At 46.3% G+C, this 20437-nt stretch carries 20 protein-coding genes; 8 read left to right on the top strand and 12 right to left on the bottom strand.

From position 1 onward, the window contains the following. Nucleotides 1-77: 77 nt before the first annotated feature. Complete coding sequence (gene era / locus QZW47_RS15190) at nt 78-989, bottom strand: GTPase Era (protein WP_293128281.1); 912 nt, start codon at nt 987-989, stop codon at nt 78-80. Nucleotides 990-1040: 51 nt separating this feature from the next. After that, nucleotides 1041-1310: a hypothetical protein gene (locus QZW47_RS15185; protein WP_293128280.1), complete on the bottom strand. Its 270-nt coding sequence runs from the start codon at nt 1308-1310 to the stop codon at nt 1041-1043. 185 nt (nt 1311-1495) lie between these two features. Between QZW47_RS15185 and QZW47_RS15180 the strand changes: the two genes are divergently transcribed. After that, nucleotides 1496-1915, top strand: a complete 420-nt coding sequence (locus QZW47_RS15180) for a hypothetical protein (protein ID WP_293128279.1) — start codon at nt 1496-1498, stop codon at nt 1913-1915. 238 nt (nt 1916-2153) lie between these two features. Here the strand turns inward: QZW47_RS15180 and QZW47_RS15175 are convergent, their stop codons facing one another. Beyond that, nucleotides 2154-2420 (bottom strand): hypothetical protein, encoded by a 267-nt coding sequence (locus QZW47_RS15175; RefSeq protein ID WP_293128278.1) that lies wholly within the window; start codon nt 2418-2420, stop codon nt 2154-2156. Between the two features lie 429 nt (nt 2421-2849). On the opposite strand from QZW47_RS15175, the gene QZW47_RS15170 reads away from it, so the two are divergent. From QZW47_RS15170 to QZW47_RS15155, 4 genes are all read left to right on the top strand, one after another. After that, nucleotides 2850-3407: an NUDIX hydrolase gene (locus tag QZW47_RS15170; RefSeq protein ID WP_293128277.1), complete on the top strand. Its 558-nt coding sequence runs from the start codon at nt 2850-2852 to the stop codon at nt 3405-3407. A 251-nt stretch (nt 3408-3658) separates the two neighbouring features. After that, complete coding sequence (locus QZW47_RS15165) at nt 3659-4399, top strand: ATP-binding cassette domain-containing protein (RefSeq protein ID WP_293128276.1); 741 nt, start codon at nt 3659-3661, stop codon at nt 4397-4399. A gap of 41 nt (nt 4400-4440) precedes the next feature. After that, nucleotides 4441-5091 (top strand): ABC transporter permease, encoded by a 651-nt coding sequence (locus QZW47_RS15160; protein WP_293128275.1) that lies wholly within the window; start codon nt 4441-4443, stop codon nt 5089-5091. Further along, nucleotides 5088-5516: a hypothetical protein gene (locus tag QZW47_RS15155; protein WP_293128274.1), complete on the top strand. Its 429-nt coding sequence runs from the start codon at nt 5088-5090 to the stop codon at nt 5514-5516. Before QZW47_RS15160 ends, QZW47_RS15155 begins: the two co-directional genes overlap by 4 nt. Here the strand turns inward: QZW47_RS15155 and QZW47_RS15150 are convergent. Both QZW47_RS15150 and QZW47_RS15145 read right to left on the bottom strand, forming a co-directional pair. Then, nucleotides 5446-8745 (bottom strand): PAS domain-containing protein, encoded by a 3300-nt coding sequence (locus QZW47_RS15150; RefSeq protein ID WP_293128273.1) that lies wholly within the window; start codon nt 8743-8745, stop codon nt 5446-5448. The genes QZW47_RS15155 and QZW47_RS15150 overlap by 71 nt on opposite strands. Before the next feature lie 261 nt (nt 8746-9006). Beyond that, complete coding sequence (locus QZW47_RS15145) at nt 9007-9618, bottom strand: DUF1802 family protein (protein WP_293128272.1); 612 nt, start codon at nt 9616-9618, stop codon at nt 9007-9009. 126 nt (nt 9619-9744) lie between these two features. Here QZW47_RS15145 and QZW47_RS15140 point away from each other — a divergent pair, with 126 nt between their 5' ends. Next, nucleotides 9745-10704: an aldo/keto reductase gene (locus QZW47_RS15140; RefSeq protein WP_293128271.1), complete on the top strand. Its 960-nt coding sequence runs from the start codon at nt 9745-9747 to the stop codon at nt 10702-10704. A gap of 395 nt (nt 10705-11099) precedes the next feature. Beyond that, the gene (locus QZW47_RS15135; protein WP_293128270.1) at nt 11100-12965 is read left to right on the top strand and encodes a serine/threonine-protein kinase; all 1866 of its coding nucleotides are present in this window, start codon (nt 11100-11102) and stop codon (nt 12963-12965) included. 170 nt (nt 12966-13135) lie between these two features. Here QZW47_RS15135 and QZW47_RS15130 read toward each other — a convergent pair whose 3' ends face one another. Both QZW47_RS15130 and QZW47_RS15125 read right to left on the bottom strand, forming a co-directional pair. Beyond that, the gene (locus QZW47_RS15130) at nt 13136-13777 is read right to left on the bottom strand and encodes a Uma2 family endonuclease (protein ID WP_293128269.1); all 642 of its coding nucleotides are present in this window, start codon (nt 13775-13777) and stop codon (nt 13136-13138) included. A gap of 32 nt (nt 13778-13809) precedes the next feature. Continuing rightward, nucleotides 13810-14316: a hypothetical protein gene (locus QZW47_RS15125; RefSeq protein WP_293128268.1), complete on the bottom strand. Its 507-nt coding sequence runs from the start codon at nt 14314-14316 to the stop codon at nt 13810-13812. A gap of 968 nt (nt 14317-15284) precedes the next feature. On the opposite strand from QZW47_RS15125, the gene QZW47_RS15120 reads away from it, so the two are divergent. Further along, nucleotides 15285-15782 (top strand): hypothetical protein, encoded by a 498-nt coding sequence (locus tag QZW47_RS15120; RefSeq protein WP_293128267.1) that lies wholly within the window; start codon nt 15285-15287, stop codon nt 15780-15782. Between the two features lie 157 nt (nt 15783-15939). Here QZW47_RS15120 and QZW47_RS15115 read toward each other — a convergent pair whose 3' ends face one another. The 5 genes from QZW47_RS15115 to QZW47_RS15095 all read right to left on the bottom strand — a co-directional run bounded on the left by QZW47_RS15115 (nt 15940) and on the right by QZW47_RS15095 (nt 20151). Next, nucleotides 15940-16332 carry an aspartyl protease family protein gene (locus QZW47_RS15115; RefSeq protein WP_293128266.1) on the bottom strand — a complete coding sequence of 131 codons (393 nt, stop codon included), beginning with the start codon at nt 16330-16332 and terminating at the stop codon, nt 15940-15942. After that, the gene (locus QZW47_RS15110; RefSeq protein WP_293128265.1) at nt 16325-16543 is read right to left on the bottom strand and encodes a hypothetical protein; all 219 of its coding nucleotides are present in this window, start codon (nt 16541-16543) and stop codon (nt 16325-16327) included. Before QZW47_RS15110 ends, QZW47_RS15115 begins: the two co-directional genes overlap by 8 nt. A 116-nt stretch (nt 16544-16659) precedes the next feature. Further along, a complete protein-coding gene (locus QZW47_RS15105; RefSeq protein ID WP_293128264.1) occupies nt 16660-17595 on the bottom strand; it encodes a branched-chain amino acid ABC transporter permease in 936 nt (311 codons plus the stop codon). Between the two features lie 191 nt (nt 17596-17786). Beyond that, nucleotides 17787-18737: a branched-chain amino acid ABC transporter permease gene (locus tag QZW47_RS15100; protein ID WP_293128263.1), complete on the bottom strand. Its 951-nt coding sequence runs from the start codon at nt 18735-18737 to the stop codon at nt 17787-17789. A gap of 121 nt (nt 18738-18858) precedes the next feature. Then, on the bottom strand, nt 18859-20151 hold the full coding sequence (locus QZW47_RS15095) for an ABC transporter substrate-binding protein (RefSeq protein WP_366930884.1): 1293 nt from the start codon (nt 20149-20151) through the stop codon (nt 18859-18861). Nucleotides 20152-20437: the final 286 nt, after the last annotated feature.

Here is a 20437-nt window from a genome sequence, read left to right as displayed (position 1 = left end):
CCTACAGAATTGCTAGAAGCGGGAAACGATCGCGTCTTCAGACTTGAAAGGGAAACGATCGACCAACTGCCAAAGTTTTACTCTTCCACCCGATAGCCCAATTCTGCTAAACGAGTGCGAGACTGCCGCCACTTCGGCTGCACCTTGACAAAGAGCTCCAAATATACCTTACCTTCAATTAACTTTTGAATCTGTTCGCGGGCTGCACTGCCGATCGACTTGAGCATACTGCCGCTTTTACCGATTAAAATACCTTTTTGCGAATCCCGTTCGACGTGAATCGTCGCCAGAATGCGCGTGATTTTGGCTTCTTCTTGAACAATGTCGATCGCGATTGCGACGGAATGCGGCACTTCTTCCCGCGTCAGCAGCAAAATCTGTTCCCGAATCAACTCGCCCATAATAAAGCGTTCCGGCTGATCTGTGACCAAATCTGGCGGATAATAATAGGGCCCAACCTCCAGATGTTCGATTAACAATTGTTGCAGCGGTTCCACACCCTCGCCCGTTAGAGCCGAAAATTTGACGACTGGCCACTCAGGATTGACAATTTGTTCGTAAGTGCGATCGATCAACACGGAATCCTCCGGTTGTTCGTCTAGCTTATTCATCCCCAGAATCACCGGAACTTTGCAATTGCTGAGAATTTCGATAATATATCGATCGCCCCCGCCGGATTCCACCGAACCATCCACCACAAACAGCACCACATCCACAGACTGAATCGCAGCGCGCGCATTCTGCACCAAAACCTTACCCAGTTCGTGATGCGGCTTGTGAATTCCCGGAGTATCAACAAAAATAATTTGTGCTGCATCCGTCGTCAGGATGCCCCGCAGCCTGTTGCGCGTTGTCTGAGACACCGGCGAAGTAATCGCAATTTTCTGCCCCACCAACTGATTCATCAACGTGGATTTGCCGACATTGGTGCGCCCGATAATACCCACGAAGCCGGATTTGTACCCCGCAGGAGCCGCGGGAACACTCATGATTGCTGATAAGTCTATAACCTTGCTATCTTCCACTAAATTCACCTATTTTCAAGCCCCTTCTCTGCCTATTGTCGCCTGAAAATACTCAAACGCCCATCGATGCACTGTACCATCTTTCTCGCCCTGGTATAGCGCGTAACACTTAAAGCGCGATCGACCTGCTGGGACAGTGTTAAAACAGCACAGGCGATCGACAAAACTTGATATCTGACACAAAATTTGATAAAGTTCCAATGACATCGATCGAAAATGAATCCTTCTGGTAAAACCGAGTCCCCAACGCTGTAACAAATTCAGATGTGTAAATGTCTTACTCAACTGAAATAATTCTACAGTTTGTCAGACCAACCAGTTTTTACATTTTTGAAGATATCTGGTAATAAATTAGGTAGTAAAAATTCAGATAAAATTTCATTAGCATCAATTTTTTTATAATTCAAGCTAATGTTTTTTACCCCTACCTAATTAATGCTAACCGTCATAAAGTTGAGGAGATGAATCGGATGAAATCGAAATTATTTTGGAGTTGCTGCACCGTATTGGTAGCCAGCTTGCCTATTCCCAGCTTCGCTCAAACAGCCCCCCAAGCAGGTATTGACTACAAGGGCGGATCTATGAAGTACCAAATGGTACCGGGCAAAATTCCTGAAAGAACATTGCCCAAAGCCTTTGACTTTCCTATTATTACCAATGTTGCTACTGACACTAGCATCACTACCGATCACCTAATTACCGATGAGTTTCGCGCGCCAGCGACTCGTACAGAATACACCCGCGCTCTCACCACTTGGTCAGAATCCATCAAAGAATGTCTGGGTAAACAGCCCCGCTTGATCCGGGCGAGCACCAAGAACCCGATCCAGATTAATGGCAAAGTAGGCACGATTGTCAGAAACGCAAATAACCGTGCAGTTTGCAAATAAGCGAGTAAGTTCCGCTGTCTGAAAACAAAAACTAGAGAGTGTTTTTACACAAAAAGAGCAATAGGTTTTCTATTGCTCTTTTTGTTGACAAAATGTCAATTAATTGGTTCGTAGTGAGGACTTTAGTCCTTCTTAATTTCTGAGAACTAAAAACGAGATTTTTTTCCAGAAACTGGGTTTTGTCCAAAAATATGCTGTGCAGCCCTCAGCATATGGATTGCAAAACTCTAATTCTCTATTAAGTAGCACAAAATTCATTTGTACTCAACAAAATTTCCCCATAATCAGGAATCCAAGCCAGCCACTTTTCCTCCGAGTGCTGACACAACAGCCATGCTTCGTCAAAACTGAATGCTGTTGGCGGATTGAACAATTTTACCCACATCGAAGGAGCCAATTTGGGTGCAGGTACGACGCAGCCAAATTTTGTCCAGTCAAAGGCAGTCGCGGCGCTGGCTAGGGTTTGTTGCGGTTGCCAAGTACGAATATCCGTTTGCAGTTGCATAACTACTCCTGTCTGTCGAGCTAAGAGTCTGCATTCCTTGCTGGGTTTCGATAACCCTGGGGAAGGCGCAGATAAATTTGATTATGTAGCTTATGCTACTGAATTATTGGGGCAGATGTGTATTGTTGTAGCAAAAATTTACAATCGCGAGGGAAAAATCGGGTCAAGGTTGAAAAGACCGATCGACTATTGGGGCGATCGACAATTATCAATTACGATCGATAAAAACATCTGATTTATCTCAACCGCACCCGACGGCTAGGAAGTTTTTAATTCCTCAGTCTTGGACGCACTCCGACTCTTAGAAACCGGGTTTTTTACCCAATCTGTGGGCTGCAACGAAGTAGACGCAAAAAAACCCGGTTTCTGGGCCTCGTGCAATATCCATCCGTTACATCCATTACATCCGTTTCCGAACCTCCTGCCAACATGAACTCAACTGAAAAATCCCACTGGAAAACCCTAGACAGATTTGTAGAAATCAACTCTAATTGGGTAAAACTAATTGGCGAACATCTCGAAACAACCGAAGGACAAATAGTAGAATATTGGCGAGTAGAAAGAGCAGATTCAGTGGTAGTCTTAACAATTCAAGCTGACAAATTGCTGTTTCCGCCACCCATGTATCGCCCCGGCGTAGCAGCAGCAACCCTCGACTTTCCCGGCGGTCGTTTACCAGAAGACACAACGCCAGCAGCCGCAGTTCCAGCTATAATCAAAAAAGAACTAGGTGTCAACGAAAGTGCGATCGCCCGCATCCAACCAATCAACACCACAGGCTGGGCAATCAACAGCTCATTCTCCAATCAAAAACTCTACGGTTTTGTAGCAGAATTGCAGCCGACAGCCACAGTAAACCCCGAATTCATCGGTGCTGCATATCCTGTCACCCCAGAAGGAATTCGCGACTTGCTCAAAAAATTAACTTGCCTCCAATGTCGGGCATTATTGCTAGAATGGCAAAACCAAGACAATTTTAAATGTTAGATTTTAGATTTGCGATGCTCGAAAATTGACCGTCATCACAGGGGATTTAAGCCCCCACCTTTAGGTGGATTGTTTTTAGGCAGGGGCTTAAATCCCCTGCCTAAAAACTTCGCTGTCAACTGTCAACCCCTCGACTTCGCGGGCGGGCTCTTCTGTCAACTGTCAACCCCTCGACTCCGCTCGGGGCAAGCTGTTAACTGTCAACTGTCAACTGTTAAAATTTATTACAACCAACATCATCGAAACTAATCATGCCTGTCAATAATCGTGAAGTTGCTGTCGAATGCCTCGACGTTACATATCGCCTCAACCGCAGACATTTAGTAGAAAAACTCAATTTTAAAGTGTACCAAGGAGAAATTTTAGTATTGCTGGGACGCAGCGGAAGTGGCAAATCTACCACCATGAAATTGATTAACAACTTACTGACGCCAACCACTGGCGAAGTGATTGTCATGGGAAAACCGACAACTCAGTGGGATTCAATTCAACTGCGGCGAAAAATTGGCTATGTGATTCAAGAAATCGGCTTGTTTCCCCACTTTACCGTTGAGCAAAACGTCGGTTTAGTGCCAAAATTGGAAGGCTGGGAGGGCGATCGCATTAAATCTCGCGTCCGCCAACTGTTAGAATTAGTCAACCTCGATCCCCAGCACTTCGCCAAACGCTATCCCCATCAGTTATCCGGCGGACAACGACAGCGGGTAGGCGTCGCCAGAGCACTTGCAGCCGACCCTCCGCTGCTGTTAATGGACGAACCGTTTGGTGCTTTAGATCCTATTACTCGCCTGGAATTGCAGCGGGAATTCTATCAATTGCAACAGCAACTATCTAAAACAGTGATTTTTGTGACTCACGGCATTCAAGAAGCTTTTTATTTAGCCTCTAGAATTGGTTTGATGCAAGACGGAAGGTTAGTTGAATTGGCGGCACCGGATGAATTTCTGCAATCTCAGCATCCAGAAGCTCGCGCATTTTTGGAATCTTTTTAATTAGCTAAATTTGAATGCTGTTAGCAATCATGAATTACCCAATGATGAATTTTATTAACCGCTATGGCGCTGAGATGATTCAGAGGTCGCTCGAACACTTATATTTAGTAATAGTCGCGATTGTGATATCTACTATTGTGGGGATTCCTCTAGGGATTTTAGTTACCAGAAAACCGAAATTGAAAAAGCCGATTTTGGGCATTGCGAATATTATGCAAACAATTCCTAGTTTGGCTTTGTTTGGTTTGTTAATTCCAGTGCCAATTTTGGGCGGAATCGGCGATCGCACGGCAATCATCGCCCTCACTCTCTATTCCCTACTGCCGATTATCCGCAACACTTACACGGGCATTATCGGCGTCGATCCGGCGATTGTGACGGCCGGCACAGGCATGGGAATGACCGATATGCAACTGTTATGGCAAGTGGAACTTCCCCTAGCCTTGGGCGTGATTCTGGCGGGCGTGCGAGTTGCTGCGGTAATTGCGATCGGGCTAGCAACCATTGCCGCAGCAATTGGTGCCGGCGGTTTGGGCGTGTTGATTTTTCGCGGCGTTGCTACAGTCAACAATCAGTTACTTTTAGCAGGGGCAATTCCGGCGGCTGCGATCGCCTTAGCTGCGGATTTTGGGCTGGGTTTCGTGGAAGGGCGCCTCTCGAAAAGTACATTAAAAACTGTTAAAGAGGAATGAAATCGTTCACCATTTTAAATCAAAGTATGTTGTTGCGCTTAAGCGCTATTATCTTATATGTTAAGATAGCGCTGAAGCGCAACTACGTACCTAAGATAGCGCTGAAGCGCAACTACGTACCTAAGATAGCGCTGAAGCGCAACTACGTACCTAAGATAGCGCTGAAGCGCAACTACGTACCTAAGATAGCGCTGAAGCGCAACTACGTACCTAAGATAGCGCTGAAGCGCAACTACGTACCTAAGATAGCGCTGAAGCGCAACTACGTACCTAAGATAGCGCTGAAGCGCAACTACGTACCTAAGATAGCGCTGAAGCGCAAGATCTCAACATTGCAAACTTGGGGAAAGATTGTTAAGCCGATCGCACTTTCTCTACAACATTCATTTCTAGCTCAGAGTTCAAAAGCGGCAAACTCACCGTAAAAGTAGAACCCTGATTCTCGCCCCCACTCTCGGCGACAATCGTTCCCTCGTGTGCTTCCACTAAGTGGCGGACGATCGCCAATCCCAATCCCAGCCCGCCATATTTGCGCGTCAGAGACACATCTTCCTGGTAGAAAGAATCAAAAATAGACAGCAAAAAGTCAGGGTGGATGCCTTTACCAGTATCGCTGACGACAATCATCGCCCGATCCTCTGCCAGAGATCCGCTAACGTCCGATCGCTCCAGACGCACCTCCACTCTGCCACCATTCGGAGTAAACTTAATCGCATTCGACAGCAAGTTCCAGATAATTTGCTGGAGTCGCACCGCATCGCCCAACACCAGCCCCAACTCCGACAGCAGCGGATAAATCTCGATCGACTTCGCAGCGGCTGCCGCTTTCACCGTATCGATCGCAGATTCCACAGCCAAAGTCAAATTCAGCGGGGCTGAGTTCAAACGCATTTTGCCGTGCATAATCCCCGCAATATCGAGCAAATCGTCAATCAATTGAGTCTGCAATTTGGCATTGCGTTCGATCGTTTCTAAAGCTTTAGCAGTTTGAGCCGCATTCAAGGCTTGAGTTTGCAGCAGTTGCGTCCATCCCAAGATTGGATTCAGGGGCGATCGCAATTCGTGAGAAAGCACAGCCAGAAACTCATCCTTACTGCGGTTAGCTTTTTCCGCTGCTGCGCGCAGAGCTTTTTCCTGCTGTAATATACTCTCGCGCTGCTCTTCCAAGCATTTTTGGTCTTCAATATCAGTCGCCGTACCGAACCATTTCAGTACCCGATCGAATTCATTCTTCACGGGAATAGCTTGGTGCAGAAACCAGCGATAAACGCCGTCGCAGCGCCGCAATCGACCTTCGGCTTGATAAGGGCTGCCCTGTTGTTGAGCAGACATCCAGCGATCGCCCATCATAGAGACATCCTCAGGATGGATAACCGCCGGCCAACCTTCGGCTTGAGCTTGTGCTAGCGTCAAGCCCGTGAAATCTAACCAGCGTTGGTTGACATCGAGCAACATCCCCTCAACGTTTGCTGTCCATACCAATTGCGGGATTGATTCGGCTAAATATCGATAGCGTTCTTCGCTGTGGCGGATCTGTTCCTCAGCTTGTTTGCGATCGGTAATGTCGATCAGAGTTCCCACGTAGCCCGTCACCGTTCCACTGCTGTCTAGGTAGGGCAGCGACTGCGTGTAGTACCAGGTAATGCTGCCGTCCGGGTGTACGTGCCTGCCCTCGTTCTGGTAAATTCCCCTAGGCTCAGGTTGTTCACACCACTGCACCCATTCCCTCGCCAGACGCTCGTGTTCCTCGGGATGCAAAGTTTGCAGCCATCCCATCCCCAAGGCATCTTCTACCGATCGCCCCGTCATTTCCCCCCAACGGCGGTTGACATAGAGACAGTTATTTTCAAGATCGAACCGGAAAATGGCAGTGGGAGAGGCTTCTGCCAGAGTTCCAAACTGGCGTTCGCTTTCTTGCAAAGCGATTTCTGCCTGTTTGCGATCGGTAATATCCTCAGTAATCCCTGTGAACCGATAAATATTTCCTGCCTCGTCTTTGACCGGAAAACAGCGGTCTCTCACCCAGCGTACAGCGCCCGAGGGTAAAACAATCCGGTACTCTTCATCGAACTTGCCCTGAACCGCTTTTTCCTGAAACGCTCGCGCGTTGGATTCGCGGTGTTCTGGATGCACCAAATCCAGCCAAACCTGAGGATCGTCATACAAACACTGGGGGTTCAATCCCCACAGCCGTTCGTAAGCGGGACTGACATAAATCAATCGCCGTGAGGGATAATCGGAAATCCAGAACACAGCATTGATGTTTTCTGCTAACTGGCGGAAGCGTTCTTCGCTGTCCCGCAAAATTGCTTCTGTGCGCTGGCGCTCTTGCAGTTCGTGTTGTGCTTGCTGATAGAGCTCGGCTTGCCGGATGGCGATGCTCACTTGCTGAGCCAACTGCTGTAGCAAATCAGTTTCTAAGGGTTGCCACAGGCGGGGGGCTTGGCAGTGATGGACTATCAGCAGTCCCCAACACTGGTTTTCGTGCAAGATCGGTACAACTAGATTTGCTCTGATTTGAAATTGAGTCAGCAATTCGACGTGACAAGGGTCGATCGAGCCATCGTAAATATCTGTTTTTGCCGTCACCAATCCTTGACGGTAGGGTTCGAGATAACTCTCGGCCAAACAGGGATCGTAGATTTGGGAAGCTAGGATTGATCGCCACGGAGGCCCCACCGACTCTGCTACCACAGTGCCGTCGCCATCCGGCTGCAAACGAAACACGATCGCCCGATCCGTGTCGAGAAACTGTCGCACCGACTCTACGGTTGTGTGCAAAACACTCTCTAAATCTAGCGATTGGTGAACTTGTTGGGCAATCAGGGCGATCGCCCGCTCTCGCTTAACTTGTTGCAGGCGTTCTGCTTCTGCCTGTTTCGACAAAGTGAGGTCTACCACTGTCCCCAGGAGCCGCAGCGGTTTGTCCGCCCAGTCATAGTAAAGTTGCCCTTTAGCGCCTACCCAATGCAGCGAGCCATCGGCCCAGACAGTGCGAAATTCAACTTCATAATTAATCCCTGTCTCAAGGGTACGGGTTATAGCCCGACCAATAATTTCCCGGTCTTCGGGATGCACAAGTTGGATAAAATCTTCATAACTTGCCAGAGAAGTACCTAGTGGCAGACCAAAAATCGGCCCTACCAGATTAGACCACACCACACAATTGTTAGGAATTTGCCATTCCCAAGTACCCATGCCAGCGGCTTTCAAAGCTAGGTGCAAGCGTTCTTCGTTTTGTTGCAACTTGGCGTGCAATTGAGCTTTTTCGATCGTCCCGTTCACCGCCAGCCGCAAACTATCCGGCGCAATTTGTTCTTTGATTAGATAGTCTTGGGCGCCGGCTTTGATTGCTTCGACGGCGATCGTCTCGTTACCGAACCCCGCCACCACAATTACAGGCAAATATTGTTGCGATACTATTTTGCTTCGCAGTTGGGCGATAAATTCCAAACCGTCCATATCTGGCAGCCGATAATCGAGCAACACCAGATCCGGCTGGTGCCCTTCCCACAGCCCCAGCCCTTCTTTGCCAGACTGCGCTGCGACGATTTTGTACTGGTATTCGCGATCGCGCAGTAGGTACCGCTGGTACATCTGGCAGTCTTCCGGGCTGCGATCGACAATCAAGACAGTGCGCTGGATCTGACTCATCGCCCACCTTCCTTGCTAGCGCCATCGATCTGCCTGTCGATTTCACAGCAGCCATCCTGTAAAGTCTGGATGCTTCCCTTCCATTGACGAACATTCATCGGAGCGATCGTACAGATATAATGTGTAACAGATAATTGGAAAACACCAGCCAAACCCAGAAAGTATATTTTTGGTATCGGCTTAAAAAGCCTCATCCTTGCTACCCATACAACAATACCAATACATTCTATCTACTTGCAACAAGTTATACGTGCATAAATTTTAAACCGCCAGCGTTGTGATTTTTGCCAAAGCATCGGCATTAGGAGGATTCGCCATCAGACTGCGGATTTCGTTTGAGCGTGCCGCGTATTCTCGATCGCTCAAAACAGCTTCACTGCCCTCCAGCGAAATCGGAGCCGCCAAATCAATCCAAGAACGGCAACCACCGTATTCAGAAATGTAAGGGATTTCTGCTATTTCTGCGAGGCGGTAAGCGCGCAGCAATAAAATATAAATTGGCTGATTTTGTTTCCATTTCAGGCGATCGGCTACAAATTTTTCATTCCAAACATGGTAAGGAAACAGCGCCTTAATTGCTGGCTCCCAAGCCACCAAAAAAGCATCAGTAATTTCAGCCCAACTGCCAATCCTAATATTTTCTGGATGCCAACCAGATTCTACAATTTTTACCTGACTCGCCAAATCCGGCTTCAACAAATCCGGCTGTTGGTGTTCAAAAGTTGGATATAGCAAAACCTGCTTGTCAGCCACATTAAACTGTCCTGCTTGCTCGCGAATGCCTCCCTTTCGCAACAGCACAATCGTTCTGCCTGTTTCCAAAGCATTAACGGCTACATTCCATTCTTTTAGCGCACGAGTGGTGGATTTCATAGGAATTGATTTGGGTTTTCACCAAACCGAGAGAATTGGTACTTTAAAGTAATTATAGCAACTTTTTTCTGTTAAAATTAGATAGCTTGATAGTAAATAGTAAAAATTCAAATTAGGGCTGTAGCTATGGAAAAGCGACAATTAGGGACATCAGAAATTCAAATTACCCCGATCATTATGGGGACTTGGCAAGCCGGGAAACGGATGTGGGTGGGAATTGACGATGCCGAAACTGTCAAAGCCATGCGCGCCGCTTTTGATGCCGGTATTACTACCTTTGATACCGCTGAGGTTTACGGCGAAGGACATTCCGAACAAATTATCGGTAAAGCGCTGTCGGATGTGCGATCGCAAGTAATTTATGCTAGCAAAGTCTTCGCCAACCACCTGAAACCCGATTTGGTAGTCGAGGCGTGCGATCGATCGCTAAAAAACCTCAACACCGATTATATCGACCTTTACCAAATCCACTGGCCCGCCGGCACTTGGAATTCCGAATCTGTACCAATTACCGAAACAATGGACGCGCTGAACAAATTAAAGGAACAGGGGAAGATTCGGGCGATCGGCGTTTCCAACTTTTCCCGCGCCCAGATAGCAGAAGCCGCCCAACACGGACGCATCGACAGCCTACAACCGCCCTATTCTTTGTTTTGGCGATCGGTAGAAAAAGACGCCATGCCCTACTGTGCCGACAATCATATCTCAATCATTGCCTATTCATCTCTAGCTCAAGGAATATTGACAGGTAAATTCGGGCCAGAGCACAAATTTGCAGAAGGCGATCACCGCGCCAAAAATAAGCTGTTCATCACAGAAAATTATGCCCGAGTGCAAACAGCATTAAATCAACTCAGGCCAATTGCCGATCGCCACCAGACAAGCTTAGGAAACTTAGCATTAGCATGGTTGATTGCACAGCCACAAACCAATGCAATTGTCGGCGCCCGCGACGCAAAACAAGCCACCGACAATGCGAAAGCTGCCGAGATAAAGTTGAGTCAGGAGGACTTAAAAGAGATTGACGCGATCGGGCGAACAGTTACAGATAGTTTAGATGACAACCCAGTCATGTGGAACTTCTAAAACAGTTAATTTCCCAAGGTTCGTAGTGAGGACTTCAGTCCTTCTTAAAAATTAGGTTCGTAGTGAGGACTTCAGTCCTTCTTAAAGGTTCGTAGTGAGGACTTCAGTCCTTCTTAAAGGTTCGTAGTGAGGACTTCAGTCCTTCTTTCCCCAACTCGCAGAATACCCGGCGGTTGAAACCGCGGCGACACAAACAAAACCCGCACTTCGACAAGCTCAGCGACCACCTCCGCGGGTTGAAGAACCGGCCATGAAAATCGCGTGATGTTTCTTAGTCTGCGGAGGTGGTCGCTGAGCTTGCCGAAGTGCAGACTTGGTTCGTGTAGACGCGGTTTCAACCGCCGTCTTATCTAAAATCTAAAATCCAAAATCCAAAATCCAAAATCCAAAATCGAATGAGTTACTGCTTAAACCCCAACTGTTCCCAGCCCCAAAACCCGGATGCAGCCAAAATTTGCCGAAATTGCCGAGCAAAATTGCTGTTGCGCGACAGATACCGGGCCATAAAGGCGATCGGACAAGGAGGTTTTGGCAGAACATTCCTCGCCGTTGACGAAGACAAACCATCAAAACCACGCTGCGTCATCAAACAATTTTTACCAGCAGAAACCCAACTCATCCCATCAGCCAGCAATCGCAACAGCAAAAAAGCCGCCGAACTTTTTGAACAAGAAGCAATGCGATTAGATGAATTAGGAAAACACCCTCAAATTCCCGAACTCTTAGCCTATTCAATCCAAGACAACCGACAATATGTAGTCCAAGAATTCATCGACGGACAAAACCTAGCACAAATTGTAACAACAGAAGGCACATTTACAGAAACTCAAATTCAAGACTTACTCAACAGCTTACTACCAGTCCTGCACTTCATCCATTCCCACAACGTAATTCACCGAGACATCAAGCCCGGAAACATCATCCGCCGCGCCGACAAACAATTAGTAATAGTAGACTTTGGCGCCGCTAAAATAGCCACAGGTACAGCCTTACTCAAAACAGGAACCAGCATCGGCAGCCCCGAATACATCGCCCCCGAACAAGCCCGAGGTAAAGCATTTTTTACTAGCGACTTATACAGTTTAGGCGTAACTTGCCTGTATTTGCTAACTCAAGTTTCCCCCTTCGACCTCTTCGATCCCGGCGAAGATGCCTGGATTTGGCGGCAGTATTTAGCGAACAACCCGGTGAGTGAACAACTGGGTAAGATTTTAGATAAAATGATCGAAAATGCTACCAACCGCCGCTATCAAACGGCTGTAGAAGTATTAACACAACTGAATCCAGAAGCAGCAATTAAACTCAGCATTCCCCAAATAAGCACCAAACCAGTCAAACCCGCCACCAAGCCCAACTCGCCACCACAGAAAACCCATAACTGGCAATGTATTCACACATTAACCGGACACAAAAACTTAATTTCGTCTGTAGCTTTCAGCCCCAACGGAGAAGTGATCGCCAGTAGTAGCGATGACAAAACAATCAAACTTTGGCAAGTAGAAGACGGGCAAGAAATAGTAACTATCGCAGGACACACTAACTCAGTTCACACAGTAGCTTTCAGCCCCGACGGAAAGACACTTGCTAGCAGCAGCCACGACAAAAAAATCAAACTTTGGCGGATGAAAGACGGACAAGAAATCCGCACACTTTCCGGTCACATTAACTCAGTTTATGGCTTAGCCTTCAGTCCCGACGGAGAAACTCTCGCTAGCAGCAGTTGGGACAAAACAATCAAACTTTGGCGAATGAAAGACGGACAAGAAATCCGCACCCTTTCCGGTCATATTAACTTAGTTTATTTTGTGGCATTTAGCCCAGATGGAGAAACTTTGGCTAGCAGCAGTTGGGACAGAACCATCAAGATTTGGCGAGTCAAAGATGGCAAGCTAATTCGGACGCTGACAGGTCATACAGACTGCGTTCGCTGTGTAGCTTTCAGTCCAAACGGAGAGTTTCTGGCAAGCGGAAGTCACGACAATACAATCAAAATTTGGTGGGCAAAAGATTGGCAAGAAGTTTTAACAATTGCAGGTCATTCTTGGTATGTTGATTCGATCGCATTTAGTCCCGATGGCGAGGTTATTGCCAGCAGCAGCAATCAAACTATTAAAATTTGGCAAGTTAAAGATGGTGGAGAAATCTGTAATATTTCCGGGCATACAAATTCGGTTTATTCCGTGAATTTTAGTCCAGAAGGAGAGTTTCTGGCTAGCGGTAGCAGCGACAAAACTATTAAGATTTGGCACAATATTATCTAGATTTAATGCCTAAGACTAAAACAGGTTCGTAGTAAGGACTTTAGTCCTTCTTCATCGTTTATACCTCTTGCATTCATTCGCAGACTATCTGGAAATTATCTGCGTTCATCTGTGTTTATCTGCCTTGAATCTGCGGTTGGCTTATCAATCAAAGATTTATGCCATCTTGTCTAAGCATTCTCCATCTCAACTTTTCGCCGCAACTCTCGAATCGCCATGCTTGTATTGCGATCGCGCGACATTTGGTAACACTCCAAAACAAGTTCTGATATCTTAAAATTAGGGAAAAAACGACTGACCGAGGTTTCCACATAGCCCTCGCCTTCCAAACCATAAATCCTCAACCGATTCTGCTTGAACAACCAAACTTCCGGTACTCGGTAAGGCAAGTAATCATCCACATCCGTGTAGCTAGTGACATCAACTTCGATCGCCAAATCCGGCGGTGGTTCCACACCCCAAGCAATCCGATCCTTGCCTGCGATCGCCGCCCAATTATCGATATAAAAGCAATAATCAGGTTCAATCCCCCTTACCTCCGGCAAATCCATCGTAATCGGCGTAAACGCTTCATACTCTAGCCCCAAATAATCTAGCAGAACCATTGCCACCATTCCAATAATATGAGATTGTCGTCCATGTACGGGTAAAGGAGACATCAACAAAATCTCTCCCGGCCGATACTTGATGCGCGGAATCTGACGGTCTCCTAATTGTTGCACAAGAGCTTGATAATCCTGCCAAGTACCAGGAAACTTCATAACTGTTCCTGGGGGTAAATGAATTTTTTCTGGCGTGACGACTGCAAACATAAAACTTATACCTCTAAAAAGTTCTTTATTTATCAATCCATCTGCTTCACTACCTCCAAGGCTAACCCTAGCACCTCTGCAATTTGCTCATCGCTCAAGCCAAGCTGCCGTAACTTACCCACCGCTTCAATCTTAACTTGATTCTTGTTGCCCTGAGATTCAGGATTCGGAGGCTGACTTTTATCGGGGGTAGTAGTGGGTACTTCTGAGCAAGCATTGATATAGTTAATTGTGTTGCTATTACCAAAATTAGTAGTGCGATCGCCCAAATTGATATTGAGATTTAATTGCCGTTCTAGAACAGATTCCAGATTACCTTTATCAACTGGTTCATCAAAAACATCAGATAGCATTTGCAAAAGCTCGTAACCTATATCCTTAGCATGACCTGCCGTACAACCGTAAGTATCTGCAATATCAGAATACTTTTGTCGATTCAGTATTCCCTCGATAATTTTACGCTGCAAGTCATTTAGACGTTTGCCTGTCTTCGCGCTGAGCACTTCATCTACAAATTGCAATATATGGGCAGTGTCCATCAGTAGGGGTGTCAGAGAACTAGGGTTAGTATAGCCGTCTTTATCCGCCTTTATCAGTCTTTTTCCGCCTTGCATCCAAATTTTAGAAATACCCGTCTTTTTCCGTCTTTTTTCGCTTTTCAGTTTTGTGCGATCGGTCTATCATACGCAAAGAGATAAAAATTAGTTTCATCGCCTGTATTGGTGAACAGAATTTCATCTACCAGTTTTCAGGCTTTTGCGATGTCTATCGATCGGTCAGATAGGTAGGTTTTTCCGATACTATCCGATCTTTCCGACATTTGAGCAAATTTTTCGGGAAAAGTTCCAACTCAATCCGACTGACAGGGCGATCGGTCTTGGGTTTTGATTGGGTTAAGGCAGAGCAAAAGTAGTTCAAACTGTTCAGATTTAAACCGCAGGTGTGCGGGATAAGCCGACCAGGAAGAGTATTGTACTGCAACTACGGGACAATTAATAGTTATGCTGAAACTTTCTTTTGTGAAAACCCTCAATAGCCAAAGGTAACCATTATGGCGATTTCTTGGAGTAACTATATTGAATTCCACAGACCTTCAGGTCTCTACTATAAGATGGGTAGGGACGGTAGAGAGGATCCTCACCTTCTGTGTTCAGGAGACGAAGGTAGTCTCAAACGTGACAGTGTTGTCCTGCACGATCACTACTGGAGACGGGGAGGTCAATGGTATCTACAAGTTCGCAAAGGTGATGAGCGTTTGTTAGAAGACAATACAGCTTTTGATTCTATTGCGCCAGGTATAGGCAATTCCTTGGATGAAGTTTGGAGGAAATTAGGCAGCTAAGAAATTCCAGGTTGTAATTAGCTGAATAGCTAGATCCACTTAGCGATGTCTTATGGGCGGACGCAAGGAGAAAGGTATTGCACTACCCTATCTGGATTCAATGAAAGCGCATTGCTGTCAAATGTAGTGATGCCACTGTCCTGCAAATCTATCAATTTTTGATTCATGAAAATTCTGAAAAAAGCTGCAAGTATCATCGTAGGTTCAAGTGTGATCGCAACCAGCATCTTTGTAGGTTTGCAATCACCAGTAATGGCAGGATTAGTTAATGTTAAGTTAGGAGACTTGGGTCAATCTGATTGGGATGCTTACTGTGCAAGCAAAATTAATGCCTCTAATGGCCAGATTGTCGCTAATTTAGCTGATACGCACGTTAGATGTCAGGTTACGATTTCAGAGTCAGGCTCTAGCCAAAGCGAAGCTAAAACCAACGCTTCGTTATCTGGGCGTAATGCAGGTTTAGAAGGTTCTATCACGGCTAGCGGTCAGTCTGGTTCACAATGGCAAGCCACTTTCACAAGCCGACAAAATTCCTATCATTTGAATGACTGGTGCAGGCAGAAATACTCGCCTAATTTTTACGTGGCAAATCCCTTTACTGGTGAGGGTCGGATTTTTGTGGGTGACGGTGGTCGTGCTTGCTATAAAACTGAGAATAGATAGAAGGTTTACCAAAGTGGATTTGAGGGTTGACGGATTCCTATCCATCTTGACCGCAGAGCTATAGATATCTTCTATTTTAAGTCATAAGGTTGGCGATCGCACTCTTTGTGTGGATACGATCGCCCCTCTCTTTTTTACAGATCAACATCTACCCTGATTAGAAGCGAATAATCTCGATGTTGCATCGCGATCTCTGAAAACAAACATCAAATTCTCGAAAGAAGTTTGTTTGCCCAAGAATTAAGGGTACTTGAGAGGATTCTGCCCAGGCAAATGCTAGACGAACTGGTTCCAGATTCCCAATTTGAACCTGCACAAATACACCCCGCGCCTCAACCATTGCAAGATTTCCAGCCAATGGCAAGCGGATAGTTTGTTCCTCCCAAATTGCACCTAATTGCAGCCCTATGTCATAAGGTAATAGGTTGACCGCAGAACCAGTATCTAGCAGTGCATTCGCGGAGACAGAAAAGCCTGCATGACTCAGAGTGATGGGAATCGTGGGTAATGGTTCATCGTCAGAAAAGGGAAACTCGATCGAACTAGGCATGAGTAGATGCCTCTCGGTCATCTCGAATCATCTGCATCAGAATGTTTGCAGCTTCCGTTGCGTCGTAGGGCGACCAAACCGGATACTCTGATGCAGAAAAGATAACTTGTAGTTCAGGCTTTGGGATTTGCACAGCTAGGAGTTTTAAAAGTGATAATTTGTCTGACTGGCTCAGATTGTTTACCAAAGGAATTAACTCAGCGAGAGACATAGTTTAAACTCCCAGACCTACGAGGATACATTTATCATAAACGATCTGTGAGATAATTAATCAAGGATACTCAGATGTGGTTCAAGATGATATTGCTATCGTAACGTTATCTGTTTTTAAACAGAAGTCCGATCGCCCTTCCTCCACCTCTTCAACAATTCCGGTGTCACCAACCCTTGCGGAAAAAATATCGTCCCCACGACAATCAGCAACCCAAAAATAATTAACCGCCCATCCCGCAGAAATTGCGCCAACCAAACCGGCAATCCCTGAATAGTCGCCATCCCCCTCAAAACCTCCGGTAAAGCAGTAAAAACCATTCCGCCCAAAACCGACCCCACAAACGTTCTGCTACCACCAATTAACACAGAAGTCAAGTAAATAATCCCAGCATCAAAAGTACCTTGACGGGCGTTCCAAGTATTAAGGAAATGCGCGCTAACCGCACCGACAACCCCTGCTAAAATAGCACCCAATGTAAAAGCCAGAACCTTATAAAAAGTTGGGTTAATGCCGATCGCATCAGCCGCCAACTCATCAGCCCGAATCGCCGCAAAAGCCCGCCCCACCCGGATGCGTTCCAGCCGATACAGAATCGCCATGCTGACCAGCAACAAAGGCAGTACAATCCACAAATAGTCGATCGGCGTTCCAAACGGCTGCGGAATCCCAAAAATGCCCACCGCCCCGCCGGTGATGTCCAGATTCAGCGATAATACCCGCAGAATCTCCACAAAAGCAATAGTTGCGATCGCCAAATAAATCCCCCGCAACCGCAGCGCCGGAACTCCCACCAAAATACCCAGCAACCCCGAAACAGCCCCTGCAATTATCATCTCTACTAACAGCAATGGCAGAGGAAACAAACCTCCTGTCTGTTGAAACACCGTCGTAGACAAAATCGCCGCAATATAGCCACCCAAAGCATAAAAACCCGGGCTAGCGAGAGACAATTGTCCAGTCATCAAAGGCAAATATAGCGACAATCCCAACATTGCACCCAGCAACATCGAGACAATCAAAAAACCGTAAGTAGTAAAAAACGTACCCATAATTTTATTTTAAACAATAAACATACTTAAATACCAACATTATCTCAAATCCAGTCCCATCATAATCATTCATTTCTCTCTTCTCTTTCTCTGCGTACTCTGCGTACTCTGCGGTTAAATCATTCCGATCTAATTAGTTTCTGTAGGGTCAATCCCCCCGTGGTTGCCCCAATTTCAATCGCCGAATCATCTTACACCTTTTCAATCAAACGCCGCCCAAACAAACCCTGCGGCCTCACCAACAACATCACAAACAATATCGCAAAAGCCACAGCATCCTTATAAGCCGAAAAATCTCCCGGCACAAAAGCCTCCACCAAACCAATCATAAACCCACCCAAAACCGCCCCAGGAATACTCCCCAACCCCCCAAGCACAATCACCGCCAAACCCTTCAAACCAAAAGCAATCCCAAAATACGGTCCAGCAATACTCACGCTAGAACCAACCAAACTCCCCGCCAAACCAGCCAGAAAACTACTCACAAAAAACGTCAACACAATATATCGATCGGTATCAATCCCCAATAAACTAGAAGTAGTAGCATCTTCAGCCACAGCCTGCATAGCCTTACCAAACTTAGTGAAATTTATCAAGTAAGTTAGCAGACTAACAATCGCCACCGCCACCACAAAAATCACTATTTGCACAGTGCGAATCGGAATCTGTTGATCCGCCGTACCAAAATTAATAGCTGCTGGCAAATTGCCGTAAGTATTAGCCGGAAAAGTGTAAATCTCAGCCCCGACAAGATATTGAATGATATTTGCGATCGCCACCGCCGCCCCCAAACTCGAAACCACCGTTAATAGAGGATCAGAGTTTCTGCGACGCAAAGGCAAAAAAGCAACTCTTTCCACCATTACTCCCACCAAACCAGCCAGTGTACTACCCAAAATTAGCGCCACAGCAAAAGGCAATTGCACGGGAATTCTCGCATTAGCCAACAACCCGTTAAAACCGAAAGCGCCCCCCATCAGTGCATAGGTGAAATAAGCACCCAAGGTAAACACTGCACCGTGAGCAAAATTAATAATCCCCAAAATCGAAAATACTAGCGTGTATCCCAGCGCGAAAATAGCATACACACTGCCGATCGACAAACCATTCAGAAATTGTTGCAGAAACAGAGTTAAGTCCATCGCCAGTCACGAATTAGGCATCAACATTAAACCATTCAATCACAAATAGGCTCAAAAACTACTGTCCTATTTTTTGACTAGATCCGTTAAATCCACTCCGAAATCCCTTGCCGAACTTGCTTTATTTCAAAAATTCAAACTTCCCATTAACTCCATCCGCATCCATTTTGATTTGTGCCACGTAAAAATCTTTTTGATTTATTTCACCTTCCGGTGTAAAAGAAATTTCCCCCAAAGGCGTATCGTACTTGCCTGTCAACAACTGCTCATTAAGCTTTGTACGCAATTCGGGTAAAGGCTTTTCGCTAACCTTAGACTGAGCATTAATTGCCTTTAATGACTCCACAAAAACTTGTACGCCCGTGAAAGCCTGAGCGCTAAACTGAGGTGGTTCCTTCTTGAATTGAGCGCGATAAGCATCGCGGAAAGCCTTATTAATTTCATTCTGATATTCCGGGCTGTATGCTTGAGCAATCAAAACCCCATCGCAAAGAGCCTTGCAAACAGTAAATACATTGGAAGTATTCAAACCGTTGCCGCCAATGATAACGCCTTTGTAGCCCAACTCCCGCAATTGCTTAATTAAATTGCCTCCATCTGCCGCCAACCCGGAAATAATTATCAAATCGGGCTTGACATTGATCGCATTAGTGGCTTGGGATTGGAAATCTGTATCAGTAGTCAAGAATTTTTGGACTGTTGCCAATTCCAGCCCCATCTCTTTAACGGTTTTCTGGAAAGTTTCAGTCTCAGATTTGCTGAAAGCATCATTTTGAGCAAAAAACACTGCTACTTTCTTAATATTGGGATTTTGCTTGAGGGCTGCTTTAACCGCATTAGGTGCTACCACAGCGACAGGGGCGGAGACTCTGGCCACATAATCGCCAATCTGGGGAATGCCTTTAGCGGTGTTGGAGGGTGCGAGTACGGGAACTTTGGCGCGATCGGCGATCGGATCGGCACCAAAAGCCTGCTGCGATAGAGTTGGGCCCACAATACCCACAACCTTATCCTGATTAATTAGAGTATTGAAGGCATTGATCGCCCCTTGTTCATCTCCACCCGTATCTTGGAATACCAGTCTAATCGGGGTTCCATCGACACCACCCTTATCGTTGAAATACTTCTCAGCAATTTTAGCCCCAGCCACCTGTTCCTGGCCGAGTAAAGCCACATTGCTAGTTTGCGCCACCCCAACCCCAACCGGAATAGCGGTAGAGTTCCCTGCACCCGCAGCCTGTGGCGTAGCTGTGGGAGTTGGTGAAGTACCTGGAGACGCTGTATTAGTAGATGTCTGAGGAGTGTTGGTCTGACTGCAACCAATCAGCAGTGAAGCGCAGGTAAGGAACAACGCTGTAGGACGAGGAGCCGGTTTTTTCATGGGAGGGCGATCGAACACATATATATAGAACATCTGTCTGTAGAGATATTCTACCCATTCGCGGCAGAGTCCCAGGAAAAAACCTTACCATTACCGCCCAAAATAGGTGATGTCCGGAAAAGCAGAAAGGGCGATCGAGTATGTAAGCTTAGACAAATACGTAAAACCCTTGCAGTGTATAGGTTTCAAAAATAATCAAAAATATTTTCACAAAAAGCTTGACAACCCTTGGCGAAATAAGTATATTAATAAAGCGCCAGAGAGAGAGCGGTTCACACCGCGACCTTAAGGCACAAATAACTGAACCTAGAAAAAAGAA

Source organism: Microcoleus sp. bin38.metabat.b11b12b14.051 (genome assembly GCF_013299165.1).
Classification (GTDB): domain Bacteria; phylum Cyanobacteriota; class Cyanobacteriia; order Cyanobacteriales; family Microcoleaceae; genus Microcoleus.
Note: the sequence above shows the minus strand (reverse complement) of the source record. Positions and strands in the feature narration are given on the sequence as shown.